The following is a 12,070-nucleotide window of genomic DNA, read 5'->3' on the forward strand; positions in this document are numbered from 1 at the left end:
GCGTTGAGGCTGATCTGGTCGATCAGCTGTTCAATTCGAGTGAGAAGCGTCTGGCGAGGTTGCTTCTGCTAATGGCCAACTTCGGCAAAGAGGGCAAGCCAGAACCGGTGATAGCTAAAATTAGCCAGGAAACTCTCGCTGAGATGGTCGGCACCACGCGGTCGCGCGTGAGCGATTTTATGAACAAGTTTCGCAAGCTCGGTTTCATCGAGTACAACGGCGAGCTAAAAGTGCACAATTCGCTGTTATATGTGGTCTTGCATGACGCGCCCGGACTGAGGCGAGAACGGGAGGATGCGTGATACCAAGTCACTGGGGAGCGTGTGAACTCGCACCTTGAATGGGCGGACGACTGATCAAGCAAAAGCGGAATCAGCCTCCACGATTTCAGACATTTCAATCGGAACACGCGGAGTTCCACCTGAGTTCGACTCTTAAGGCGCTGCGTTTTCAGACGCCTGGAGGCATGATATACCCGAGACCCCCAACTCTCCGGTTGTCCTGCTCGTTGAGACGAGTGGCTGATCCGCGCCGACATGGCGTCGGGACTGGAGGAGGCTGGCTGGGCGGTGGTGGAAGCAAGCACAGGGGAAGGCGCCGTGGAACAACTCCGTGACGGTCTTGACATAGACCTGCTCGTGACGGACATCCAGCTTGCCGGCCAACTGAGCGGGTGGTCAGTTGAGCGGACATGGGCGTCTCCGTTTCAGTGAATAAATCCCCGAAACGTACGATTGTTCCCCGCGGGCTCTTCGGCCTTTTGCCGATGCCTCGTTCGGACCAGCATCGAGTAGCCTCCCCCGGAGCCCAAGCCTCCGGCTCCTTCACCGATGAAATCTTGGCTGAATTGCACAGGGCTCGTTTCGTCGGAGCTGAGGACCTGGCTTAGCCTCCGTCTTCGCTCCGATAATGGCTGGTCCCGCAGATCCGCCGATGGTAGGGCGCTGTACGCAGTGAGCGACGCAGCGTTTTCAAGCTGACCCAGCCAAGGACGTACCCAGGTCGTCGCCGAGGCCGCCGGGTTCCTGGACAGCCCGGCCGAGGAGCGCACCGAAGGTGGCCGCCGGCGGCGGGTACGGCACGGTCATATTCCCGAGCGTGAGGACGCGGACTGTCCGACGGTGAGAGGACCTAGCACCTGCTGCTACGCCATACACAAGGAAACAGCGGCGGCACTGGGCCTGACCCAGAGCGCGGTGTCCAGGAAACGTATCCGCTGTTACGCCGGCGAGTAGTTTGAGCCGCTGGCGAAGGTAGTACGAGAACGCGGGTTTGGGGTTCCACGTCTTTGGCCCGTGTTACAGGCCGTCGCGCTATCCGGTGCAGGCTGGCGCGGAGGCCTCGATTAGCAAAAGGCGTGACCGCCGCCTCCCTCATCAGCTTCTCGAACTGTACTGCGAAATCGTGCCCGGTGCTGCTAAAACGGATTGTTCTCCGACTGGCCGCGCGTCTTGAAAAACTCGCGGGTGAGCGCGAACACGACAGGGCTCAGCAGCGCGAGGGCGATCAGGTTCGGAATCGCCATGAGCGCGTTCAGGGTGTCGGCAAGCAGCCAGACGAAGGCAAGCTCCATCGTGGCGCCAACCACGATGGCAAGGCACCAAGCAATTCGGAACGGCGTGATGATCCTGACGCCGAACAGATATTCGAGCGCGCGTTCAGAGTAGTAGGACCAGCCGATCAGCGTGGTGAACGCAAACAGGGCGAGCGCGAACGACACAATGTGATGGCCGAAGCCCGGGAGCGTGGCCTCGAAGGCATTGGAGGTCAACGCGGCGCCTGTCACGCCGGTCGTCCAGACGCCGCTCGTCAAGATGACCAGCGCGGTGAAGGTGCAGATGACGATGGTGTCGATGAAGGGGGCAAGCATGGCGATCACCCCCTGGCTGACCGGCCCATGCGTTTGCGCAGCGGCATGCGCGATCGGGGCCGAGCCGAGGCCCGCCTCATTGGAAAACACGCCGCGGGCGACGCCGAATTGAATCGCCGCCCATACGGCCGCGCCGGCGAACCCTCCTGTCGCGGCTGCGGGCGAGAAGGCATAGGTGAAGATCAGCTCGAAGGCCTCCGGAATTTGCCGCAGGTTCAGGAGGAGGACCAGTAGACCGGCGACGACATAGGTGATCGCCATGATGGGAACTAGCTTGCCAGCGACCGCACCGATACGCTTGATGCCGCCGATCAAGACAGCACCCACGAGCACGAAGAGTATAAGGCCCGTCACCCAGAGCGGTATCGAGAGCGAGTTCTCCAGCGCGTGCGAAACGGAGTTGGCCTGCACCATGTTGCCGATGCCGAAGCCAGCGATCCCCGCAAACGCCGCGAAGCAGGTGCCGAGCCACGTCCAGCGGGAGCCAAGGCCGTTCTTGATGTAATACATCGGGCCGCCGACCCACTCCCCGCGCGAATCCTTCTCGCGATAGCGGACGGCGAGCACGGCCTCCGCGTATTTCGTCGCCATGCCGACCAGGGCGGTCATCCACATCCAAAATATCGCGCCGGGGCCACCGAGGAATATGGCGGTCGCGACACCTGCGATATTGCCCGTGCCGATCGTGGCGGAGAGTTCGGTCATCAAGGCGTTGAAGGGCGTAATCTCGCCTTTGCCCTCGGGACGGCGGCCGCGCCATAGCATCCAGAAGCTCAGTGGCACATGGACAATGGTGCGGAGCTTCAGTCCGACCGTGAGGAACAGGCCGACGCCGAGGATAAGGATCAGCATCGGCACGCCCCAGACGATGCCGTTCAGCCAGGTCAGACCGGTACTGATTGCGTCCACTTCCGTCCCCCCTTAAGCGGTTTAGGCGCCTCCCGCGGAGACGCTTCACTCCTGGCAGAAGTGCTTCGACAGCTTCAGCCCCTGCGCCTGATAATGCGAGCCGAGGCCCTGGCCGTAAAAGGTTTCCAGCACGTCGGTCAGCCTGTCATAACGAGCCTGCCGACGATCCGACGATCTGGCCGTCCTCGACAATGAACGGCCTATAGAGGCTACCGACTTCGTGCACCGCCTTGGCGCCCGGCGCTGGCGCGGCGCATTATTCACTCACCTGACATAACGTAGCGAACAATGCGGCCCAGGCCGTAGGCCACGACCAATGGAAAAATCAAAAAGAACGACATCAGTCCCAACGTGCCGTCCTGCCGCCACGTCAGAAGCTCCTCCGACTGGGGACTCGTCAAAACCAGCACCCAAAAAGTAACCCAAGCGAGACCAACTCCGACGCAAGCCCAGTAAAGTCCCCATCCCAAGCGATAGGCGACACCATGCTTTGGCATGCTTCCACCCTCTAGCAGCCCGAAGTCAGGCGCCAAGGTTAGTGCGGCAGTCCGCGCTTCAGGTCTTCAAGAGACAGCACCGGCCCGGTCGGAGCAGATTGAGCGGAGGCTGGCAACGACCCTAGAACAGGGGGCCGCCGTACATGCTTGCAACTGGAACCGACAACAACGTCAATATCAGTCCAATTGACAGCAGTGCCAATGACAGCGCGACAACGCTCCGAAGTTTCTCGGTCATAGGAGTTTCCCCCCTTTGTGACCCAGGTATAGCAAGCAAATTCAAAGCGGGCTGTATCGCTGCTGCAACACCGTGGTTAAAAGGCACCATCTACGCTTGAGGGCCGCCCCAACAGCCTCGGCAGCTTCGCACGGTCAACCATCCAAGGTCAGCCTTCAAAGCTCGTTGAGGGTCCGGCTGAGCTTGACGGCGACCGCTGGATTGGTTGGCGAGCAGCGCACGCTCCGCGCCAGTCTTGCGATCGCGGTCAATGCCAACGAGCATCAGCTCGCTTTCGGTGAAGCACTTGGTCTTGAGCCAAGCCTTGCTGCGTCCGCTGCGATAGCGTGACGAAGCGCGCTTCGAGACGATTCCCTCTAGTCCATGATCGGCACAAGCCCGAAAGAAGGCGGCTGCTTCACCGATGAACTCTTGGCTGAATTGCACAGGGCTCGTTTCGTCGGCGCTGAGGACCTGGCTTAGCCTCCGTCGGCGCTCCGATAATGGCTGGTCCCGCACATCTTCGCCATCCAGGTGCAGAAGGTCGAAAGCGTAGTAGATCAACCTGCCCCGCCCGGTACTCAGAGCTTCCTGGAGAGCCTCGAAATCCGAAGCACCGCGGCCATCCTGAACGACGACCTCACCGTCGAGAATGGCCACACGGCAGGGCAGCCCGGCGGCTGCCTCGGTAATAATCGAATACCTGTCTGTCCAGTTGTGTCCCTTGCGCGTGAAAGCGCGGACCTCACCGTTCTGCAAAATGAGCTGCGTGCGGTAGCCGTCCTGCTTGACCTCGTGGATCTACTGGCCACCTTCGGGCGGCTGGTCGGTCAAGCTCGGGAGCTGGGGCGGGATGAACTTTAGGCGGGTCGTTACGCGGGACATTGGTGCTGGTGATATAGCCACTCTAGCGAAAATTACGAGGATGGAGACCGGGCAGAGCCTGACAATTCTCACTGCCTCCTTTTACTAAGGCAGCCGTGGTCCTCTCGAAATCGCTCGCGCTTGGATCACCTTCACGTAGGGCTCCACCGCATCTTCTGCCTCCTGAACTGTCGTGGCTTGCTTGAGAGCCGCCCCTATTCGCTCGTACGAGCTGCAGAGCTCGTGAGCGACAAACTCGAGCTGACTTTCAATCTTGCTCCAGTCCTTCTCTTGTCCCGAACACCAGTCCTTTAACTTCTGCAGATACTGGGGATCCCAGTCCGGAACTCCGCCATCGAGGTTGAGGCTATCGAGCAGCCCTTTCGCCTGCTCTGCAGTCCAGCCGTTGTCGAGAAGGGTCATGGTCTCACGTAGGCCCTGCTAATGCTCCAGGGGCGAGGTTATCATGATCGCAGGGGCCCCCACACCGCACCTAGGTATGCGGTCGGTGGACTGCTCCAACTAGACGTCCACCCCCCGCAACTGGCCCACTAGCTGGCCCACTATGAGCATGAAATCTCAGAAATGCTCCACCGTGCTAACTGCGGGGAAGACACCCCCCATGGCCTCGAATCGGAGAACATCAGCGGCATGTAGAAGTGCTCTGTGCCGAAGGGGGGACCCCCTATATCGAACAGCTCCCACCCGGAAGCCCGAGCTTCGTCGAGGACTCCCCTCGGAGGCACCCCCTCCCAGGAGAACCGACGGCTCTAGGGGTTCACTCGGGAATGGCTCGATTTGGAGCGGCGATACCCATCCTGCAAGCTTGGGAAGCCATTAATCGCAGCCTGCGTCCCAGAGGGTAAGGCAAACTGAGCATCGCTACCCCCTAATGAATCCCGGCTCCTGGCTGAAACGAAGTGGATTGCCGCCACCTTTACCGGCTGGGCAGTAGGCACGTCATGGTTCCGGGACGCGCGGGGCACCGCAAGGTTGTCCTCCCGACCGTCGGTGGCGAACAGCTTTATGTCGAACTGCTTGTTCGCTGCCTCCGCGCGATCGACCAGCAGCATAGCCAGGGAATAGGCTTCCTCGCCGGTGGCGCAGGCGGGAATCCAGAGGCGCACCGCTGCTCCGCTGTCGCGCTCGTCGACCAAGGGGGCAAGAACCGTCTCGTCGAGGGCCGTCCAGGCTTCGGGATCGCGGAAGAATCCCGTGACGTTGATCATGAGATCCTTGGTCAGAGTTTCGAGTTCCCCTGGCCTGGTGCGCAGGAGCTCGACGTATTCCGCCAACGTGTGCAAATTGTTGAGCCCCATGCGCCGGTGAATCCGGCGCTTGAGCGTGTTGCGCTTGTAGAGGCGGAAGTCGTGGCCGGCGCGGCTCCTCAGCAAGGCCAGCACTGGGTCGATCGAGGGGTCATTTGTTGTCTCATCGACCACCTCCGATCCCGAAATGTAGGCATGGGCTATGTAGCGCATGAGCACATGCGGCATGTGCTCCGGGGCAATCACTTGGTCGGCTAGGTCCGCCGCGATGGCGCTTCGCGGCATGCTATCGAAGCGTGCGGTCGATGGGTCTTGCACCAGAATGCAACCGCCCTGCGCCTTGACCTCTTTCAGCCCTTCCGTGCCGTCGCTGCCGGACCCCGATAGGACGATGCAGATCGCCCTTTCGCGCCGATGCTTCGCCAGCGACTCGAACAGGCGATCCACCGGGTAGCGGACGCCGCGCCGCTCGGTTGGCTCCGTCAGCCGCAGCCTGCGATCATCGATTGTCAAGGCTGAGTCCGGCGCGATTACATAGACATGGTCGGGCTCGATGGCCGCGCCGTCGGCGGCCTCTGTGACCGGCATAGCGGTATGCTGGCCCAGCAGGGGCGCCAGTTGGCTCTCGCGGGTGGGATCGAGATGCATCACGATCAGGAACGCCATGCCGCTGTCGGACGGCATCGCCTCGAACAGGCGGATCAGCGCCTCGATGCCCCCCGCCGAGGCGCCGACGCCGACGACGGGACACAGGCTCGTCGGGGACGTGCCCGAAGCTTCGGCTGCGCTTGGTGCGTTTTCCGTACCATCGGCGCGCGCGGGAACCGGCGGCCGATCCGCCGCATTCGCTTCGCGGGACCCCTTGGGACGGGGCCCGGAGCGTTTGGCTTTGTTCGGCGGTTTCCGGTTCACGCTTTCCTCTGGGATTATAGAAGGAGCCTCGAACTCGCGGCGCCACGCCCACCCGCCGGCCCGGCGACCGCTGTCTCGTCTACCGCCACCACGATGCCATGTACGGCCAGCGAGCCGAGCCTTATCAGCCACTCCACTTTTAGCGCAGAATTGGCAGTTTGGCAGGACAACGGCTAGCTCCGCCACTCGTTCCTTGAATGTATAACCGAGCCAAATAAAAATCACCGCTCCCAGCGAGGCCGCTAGCCACACCGGCCAGAATGCCAGCCGCGTGAACCAGAACACCAATCCCTACGAGAGCCGCCCATGCCGGTACAAGTAGGGAAAACACTGCAAGTGACTCAAGAAACGCCAATGCAAACGCAACCGGCGCGGCCCATCGCATTGCCGCGAGAAATCGATCACAGCCCCGGATAAATCATCGAGTGACAAGGCTGATCCCTCGACATCCAAAGAACCTTCTACGCGCGCCCACCCTGGGGGAGCCGTATTAGAGACCCTGATGGAACTTGTAACGCGGCTCAAAGTTGTTTTGGCAGGCCAGAACAGGAGCAAACCATGAGCCGCGGATTCCCCTCTATGACTGCCCTACTAGGATTGCTCGCGATAGCGGGCTACCAGAACAGGGACAAGATCGCCGAAATGCTTCGTGGATCTGGGCAGAACGAGCCTAGAGCCGACGGGCAGAGCGGCGCCGGTGGCTTGCTTGAGCAACTCGGCCTCGGCGGTGCCAGCGCCGGCGGGATCCTGAGTGGTGGACTCGCCGAGCTTATGGAACGCTTCGGGCAGAGTGGCCAGGGCGAGACGGCAGAGTCATGGGTTAAGACCGGACCGAACAGACAGTGCACAGCGGCCGAACTTGAGCGGGCGATTGGACCTGATGTGCTGGACACCTTATCGAAGCACACCGGCCTTTCGCGTGACGACCTCGTCACGCGGTTGTGTCGCGAACTTCCCGATGCGGTGGATAAGTACACGCCGCAAGGGCGCCTTCCAATGGAAGCTGACGCTGCATAGTGCCGAACAAACAACTTGATCAAGTCAGAGCCCATCGCAGGCGAGGCTTACCCGAAGGAGGCTGGGTATGGGTATTATATGGACGATCCTCATCGGCTTTGTCGCAGGCGTACTCGCGAAGCTAATCACTCCAGGTGATAACGAGCCAAGTGGCTTTATCCTGACAACGATACTGGGCATCGTAGGCGCATTCGTCGCGACTTTTTTGGGACAGGCTCTTGGCTGGTACACCGCGGGCGAAGGTGCTGGCCTCATCGGCGCGACCGTCGGGGCGATCGTCGTGCTTCTTGTTTGGGGCGCGGTTGTTGGTCGGCGTCACAGCGGCTGACCGCATTGTCGTCATCGACTTGCCCGGCGGCAGGTCAAACGTCGAGCATGGCCAAGGCCGCCTGACGATCTCCGGGCTTCAATCTAAGAAACAGCGTGCGGGCGCTTTTAATGTCTCGCTCCGACCCACTCTCGGCGGCTGCACGCAAGGCAACCGTTGTTGGATGATTCGGGCCACACACGAACGCCAACGCTTTCGCCAAGCGCCCCATGGCTGCGCGGTCGATGGTCGCTTCTTCCATTAGAATCATCCCTAAGGTGTTGCCGCATCGAGGCCGCAGCTCAGAAGCCTCATCCTGTCCAATTAAGGTCGTTCATCCTAGCCCATCCTCCCTCAGTAACGCTCGATTGATCGCCACTCCAGCCTTGGCGCCTTCAGCAATGGCAACGGCAACAAGCAAAAGATCACGCGAGGCGTCTCCGGCGACATAGATGCCAGGGACGCTGCTTTCTTCCGTAACCGGGTCCGTGACGATACCCCCCTTGTCATCGCGGCGGCATCCCAACGTTTCGGAAAGATTGGAGCCTTGGTGTGAACCCGTGGAAAAAAACATCGCGCTGCGCTCTATGACTCTGCCACTCTTCAAGTGAATTCCTTTCAAGGCGCTATCTTCCGTTCCCTCTAGCCGTGCAATTTGCTCGGAACAGATCTCTATCGATTGCTGCTCAAGACGCTCCGCCATATCAGCTGAAACGGGCGCCTGGCCGTCTGTGAACAACAGCACGTCTGATGACCATTGCTTCATCATCAGCGCCAGGCCGGCGCCCTTGTCGCCGCTTCCATAGATCGCGAGGGGTTGGTCTCGATGTTCGAAGCCATCGCAATAGGGGCAGTGGTGAACGCTCCGACCGTAGAGCCGCTCGATGCCTTCAAGACAGGGAACGTCGTCTATCAGGCCCGTCGTCAAAAGGACCTTACGTGCACTGAAAGTCGAGCCACTTTCGCACGTTACCAAAAAGGCACTACCGGAACGATTTATGGCGGTCACAAGGTCTGAATGCGGCGTGACAGTCTCATAGCGTGCGAGTTCAATTCGAGCGATGGCTAGCAACTCGCTTGGCGCTCGACCCTCGTGGCCAAGCAGCCCGTGCACGGCTCGCGACGCCTGATTTCGTGGAGCCCCCGTATCGAAGAGAGCGACATGGCGACGACACCGCCCCAAAAGGATCGCGGCGCTGAGTCCTGCCGCACCGCCTCCAACAATTGCGACGTCACATACCTTAGCCATCAGCTAATCCTAAGCATGCCTATCGAGCTCGTCGAGACGGCGTGCGAGTTGGCTTAGCTCCCACTCACGCGCCAGCGCAGGACGCCTTATGCCAAGTGGGCTTTTGAGCCCTTAAGCTTGGTAAGGGCGCCTTCTTGTCCATGGTGGCGATTGACCGGTAGAGCCGCAAGGTGTCGGCCATCGCTGGAAAGCGGCCAGCAGCGAGCGCGGCGTCGAGGCTGCCGTAGCGTTCAATGAGTGAGGCGGCTCCCGTAGCCCCCACCCCCGGAGCCCCCGGTATTTTGTCTGACGGGTCGCCGCGTAAGGCGATGAAATCCGGCACCTGCTTAGGCTCGACACAGCTCCTGAAGGCAGGCCACGTCGGGCCGCGACTGGCGCAGCCAAGGGAGCACATTGGTCAGCCGCTTGTTGACGTTATTGACGTTGAAGGTACAGCTTGATGCTACACTAATCGTCGGACCGCCTCGGCAAAGCGTGACTTGAAAATGGTTCGAGAGATAAACCGGGATCAACTTGGCGTTCTTCCTCGGCCACGGTCTCTTTTTGTCCTCCTGGAAAAAAACCGCCCTTTCGCGGCGAATTTCCGGCTTCTTCTAGAGAAGATACATGCCGCTTCAAAAGCGCCTGGACCCGCAACCCCCGGAACTGAAGGCACCCTGGCGCACTGGCGCACGCATTGAACTTCAGATAGAGGCCCGCGCCTTCGCCCGGGATATCGTCCTCCCGGTCGCGGACAAGCTCGATCCCCAGAAGGCGGAGATGCCGAAGAGCCTTATCGATCAAATGGCCGCAAAGGGCTGGTTCGGCATTACCATTCCCGCTGAGCACGGCGGTATGGGGCTCGGCGTTTTCGAATACTGCCTTGTCTCAGAAGAACTCTCGCGCGCTTGGCTTTCGGTCGGCAGCATCCTCGCGCGGGGCCAGGGACTCGGCACGCAAACGATCGACGACGCGCGCAGGCTCGAATTGCTGCGCCGCTCGTCCCAGGGCAAATGGATCGGTGCAATTGCGCTATCAGAGCCAACCGCCGGCTCAGACTTGGCCGCCGTCCAGACCCGGGCCATCCGCGAGGGCGATCACTGGCTCCTCTCGGGAACCAAGCGTTGGGCGGGTTTTGCGCTCGCCGCCAACTTCATCGAGGTGCTCGCCAGGACGCGAGAGCCCAAACAGGGCGAACCGCGCTCCGCCGGCCTCGAAACCTTCCTGGTAGTCAAACAGCCAGGCACGTTCCCCGACGGCATGACCGGGCGCGTGATCGACAAGATCGGCTACCACGGCTTCCTTACTTGGCACCTCGAACTCGATGGAGTACGCGTTCCAGAAGGCGATCGCCTAACCGGTCTCTACGGCGACGAAGGTGCCGACGCGGATTTGGGCGACTTCGCCGCAGTCCAGCGGGGCTTAAACATCGCTCGCGTACATACCGCAGCACGCGCCGTCGGCGTCGCTCGCGCCGCCCTTGAGGACACGTGGGCATATCTTCAGGAACGCGAGCAGTTCGGCCATCCAATCGGTGAGTTTCAGGCGCTGCGGTTTGCGCTGGCCGACATGGCCGCCGAGGTCGCCCAGGCTCGAGCCTTCTGGCAGCAGGTCGCGCATTTGTTGGATCAGGGCGAGGCGGCGGAAAGCGAGTCCGCGCAGGTGAAGTTGCTCGCCACCGAAATGGCCGTGCGCGTCACCAATCGAGCCATGCAGCTCCACGGCGGCAATGGCTACACCACAGAACGGCGAATCGAACGCTATTGGCGCGACGCAAGGGTGACTACAATCTTCGAAGGTACCAGTGAAATCCAACGCCGCATCATCAGCGATCGCATGCTCCCGAGGGCATGACGGCCGACGCATGTCCTGGACCCGCAGGTAGATTTGTTCGATAGGCGCTCGAGCTTAAGGCCATCATCGGAGTCGAAACCAGCATCGCATCAGCCTGATTGAGGGACCATCTGCCCCTCTGCAAGTGTGACCCCCGAAAATGGCCTGGAGAGACAAAGGCCGAAAAATCGCGCGCTCTCGCACTAGAAGGGCGTCTCTTGAGACGCACCCGCAGAAGCATGCCAATTCTGTGGCGGATTTCCGGGCTTCTTTCGGACTCTTAGCCGAACAGTGGGAGAGAGCCAGAAACTCCCCGACTAGGTGGCTGTGCTGGGAGGCAGCGGCGAACCTGTCTCAGCAGTCAATTTCCCTGATAACCGGGAAAATACAGGGAAATTTCGCATATCTAGCCGCCAAGGCGGGAAAATGGCTCGGTTTTCCGACTATAAGTCAGCTACTTACACCAAAATTCCCTACGCATCCGAACAGGGATTTTTATCGAGCTAACAGGGAATTGTTTCCCGCAGAGCAGGGAAAACCGCTGGCTAAATCTCCAGCGGATGCAATTTTCGGAACGGACAAGTGCTACCCTCTGCTGAGTCGTGGAGACGCCTTTCGTCACGAGGCGCGCGAGGGTTAGTGAATACTCCAGCTCCCATTTCCTCCGATCGGCAGCAATCCGTCTCGGACCACCTCAATCAATCCTGCTTTTGCATCACGCTTGACCGCGCATCGCTGTGCGAGGCGTTGGCGCGCGAGGCAGGCGACGCGGAGTTCTGTGAGACGTTCATCCACCCGAGAACCCACTTGTTCTCGAACGTGCCGGTTTTTCTTCCGGCCAGCGCAGTCGCCGAGATGCAAGAAGTCGTAGCGGCTGTGGAGGCGACATCCCGGCTCGCGGCGTACCAGATGGCCGCTCTGTCTTGGGCGCCCGAAATAGCGCGGGATCATGGTCCGCTCGGCGCGCTGATGGGTTACGACTTCCATCTCGGCGAAGACGGTCCGAGGCTGATAGAGGTCAATACGAACGCTGGCGGAGCGTTTCTCAACGCCCTCCTTGTGCGGGCGCAGCGCGCTTGCTGTGCCGAGTTGGCGCCGCCCCTTATGCCGGGGGCACACAGCTTTGAGGATGCGGTATTCCGCATGTT

General features: G+C 60.7%; 13 protein-coding genes and 1 pseudogene. 4 read left to right on the plus strand and 10 right to left on the minus strand.

All coding sequences use genetic code 11. From position 1 onward, the window contains the following. Positions 1-302 (plus strand): helix-turn-helix domain-containing protein (locus tag ACSLE4_RS06360; RefSeq protein ID WP_435903640.1); only part of this gene is annotated, 302 nt, incomplete at its 5' end. Positions 303-1,417: 1,115 nt separating this feature from the next. On the opposite strand, the gene ACSLE4_RS06365 is transcribed toward ACSLE4_RS06360, so the two are convergent. From ACSLE4_RS06365 to ACSLE4_RS06385, 5 genes are all read right to left on the minus strand, one after another. After that, entirely contained in the window at positions 1,418-2,779 is a 1,362-nt protein-coding gene (locus tag ACSLE4_RS06365) for an alanine/glycine:cation symporter family protein (protein WP_435903641.1), read from the minus strand. 45 nt (positions 2,780-2,824) lie between these two features. Then, positions 2,825-3,043 (minus strand): hypothetical protein, encoded by a 219-nt coding sequence (locus ACSLE4_RS06370; RefSeq protein WP_435903642.1) that lies wholly within the window; start codon positions 3,041-3,043, stop codon positions 2,825-2,827. 561 nt (positions 3,044-3,604) lie between these two features. Beyond that, a complete protein-coding gene (locus tag ACSLE4_RS06375; protein ID WP_435903652.1) occupies positions 3,605-4,294 on the minus strand; it encodes an ATP-dependent DNA ligase in 690 nt (229 codons plus the stop codon). 168 nt (positions 4,295-4,462) lie between these two features. After that, complete coding sequence (locus ACSLE4_RS06380) at positions 4,463-4,780, minus strand: phage tail tip lysozyme (protein WP_435903643.1); 318 nt, start codon at positions 4,778-4,780, stop codon at positions 4,463-4,465. 347 nt (positions 4,781-5,127) lie between these two features. After that, positions 5,128-6,537 carry a chemotaxis protein CheB gene (locus ACSLE4_RS06385; RefSeq protein ID WP_435903644.1) on the minus strand — a complete coding sequence of 470 codons (1,410 nt, stop codon included), beginning with the start codon at positions 6,535-6,537 and terminating at the stop codon, positions 5,128-5,130. Positions 6,538-7,095: 558 nt separating this feature from the next. Between ACSLE4_RS06385 and ACSLE4_RS06390 the strand changes: the two genes are divergently transcribed. Beyond that, positions 7,096-7,554, plus strand: coding sequence for a YidB family protein (locus tag ACSLE4_RS06390; RefSeq protein WP_435903645.1), 459 nt, complete (start codon positions 7,096-7,098; stop codon positions 7,552-7,554). A gap of 67 nt (positions 7,555-7,621) precedes the next feature. Continuing rightward, complete coding sequence (locus ACSLE4_RS06395; RefSeq protein WP_435903646.1) at positions 7,622-7,882, plus strand: GlsB/YeaQ/YmgE family stress response membrane protein; 261 nt, start codon at positions 7,622-7,624, stop codon at positions 7,880-7,882. 34 nt (positions 7,883-7,916) lie between these two features. On the opposite strand, the gene ACSLE4_RS06400 is transcribed toward ACSLE4_RS06395, so the two are convergent. From ACSLE4_RS06400 to ACSLE4_RS06415, 4 genes and pseudogenes are all read right to left on the minus strand, one after another. Next, positions 7,917-8,123 (minus strand): hypothetical protein, encoded by a 207-nt coding sequence (locus ACSLE4_RS06400; RefSeq protein ID WP_435903647.1) that lies wholly within the window; start codon positions 8,121-8,123, stop codon positions 7,917-7,919. A 72-nt stretch (positions 8,124-8,195) separates the two neighbouring features. Beyond that, complete coding sequence (locus ACSLE4_RS06405; protein WP_435903648.1) at positions 8,196-9,110, minus strand: NAD(P)/FAD-dependent oxidoreductase; 915 nt, start codon at positions 9,108-9,110, stop codon at positions 8,196-8,198. 64 nt (positions 9,111-9,174) lie between these two features. Continuing rightward, entirely contained in the window at positions 9,175-9,504 is a 330-nt protein-coding gene (locus ACSLE4_RS06410) for a 5'-3' exonuclease H3TH domain-containing protein (RefSeq protein WP_435903649.1), read from the minus strand. Continuing rightward, positions 9,449-9,562: pseudogene (locus ACSLE4_RS06415) on the minus strand (endonuclease/exonuclease/phosphatase family protein); the annotation flags it as partial. The gene ACSLE4_RS06410 and the pseudogene ACSLE4_RS06415, both read right to left, overlap by 56 nt. Positions 9,563-9,716: 154 nt before the next feature. Here ACSLE4_RS06415 and ACSLE4_RS06420 point away from each other — a divergent pair. After that, positions 9,717-10,943 (plus strand): acyl-CoA dehydrogenase family protein, encoded by a 1,227-nt coding sequence (locus ACSLE4_RS06420; RefSeq protein WP_435903650.1) that lies wholly within the window; start codon positions 9,717-9,719, stop codon positions 10,941-10,943. Positions 10,944-11,558: 615 nt separating this feature from the next. Here ACSLE4_RS06420 and ACSLE4_RS06425 read toward each other — a convergent pair. Next, the coding region (locus tag ACSLE4_RS06425) for a hypothetical protein (protein ID WP_435903651.1) at positions 11,559-12,070 on the minus strand (512 nt) is incomplete at its 5' end.

Source organism: Methyloceanibacter sp., from assembly GCF_051306395.1.
GTDB lineage: Bacteria > Pseudomonadota > Alphaproteobacteria > Rhizobiales > Methyloligellaceae > Methyloceanibacter.

Excerpts from the sequence above, each read along its gene's own strand:
- ACSLE4_RS06390 (WP_435903645.1), top strand. The coding sequence starts at position 7,096 with ATGAGCCGCGGATTCCCCTCTATGACTGCCCTACTAGGATTGCTCGCG.
- ACSLE4_RS06395 (WP_435903646.1), top strand. The coding sequence starts at position 7,622 with ATGGGTATTATATGGACGATCCTCATCGGCTTTGTCGCAGGCGTACTC.
- ACSLE4_RS06400 (WP_435903647.1), bottom strand. The coding sequence starts at position 8,123 with ATGGAAGAAGCGACCATCGACCGCGCAGCCATGGGGCGCTTGGCGAAA.
- ACSLE4_RS06420 (WP_435903650.1), top strand. The coding sequence starts at position 9,717 with ATGCCGCTTCAAAAGCGCCTGGACCCGCAACCCCCGGAACTGAAGGCA.
- ACSLE4_RS06410 (WP_435903649.1), bottom strand. The coding sequence starts at position 9,504 with ATGTGCTCCCTTGGCTGCGCCAGTCGCGGCCCGACGTGGCCTGCCTTC.
- ACSLE4_RS06380 (WP_435903643.1), bottom strand. The coding sequence starts at position 4,780 with ATGACCCTTCTCGACAACGGCTGGACTGCAGAGCAGGCGAAAGGGCTG.
- ACSLE4_RS06405 (WP_435903648.1), bottom strand. The coding sequence starts at position 9,110 with ATGGCTAAGGTATGTGACGTCGCAATTGTTGGAGGCGGTGCGGCAGGA.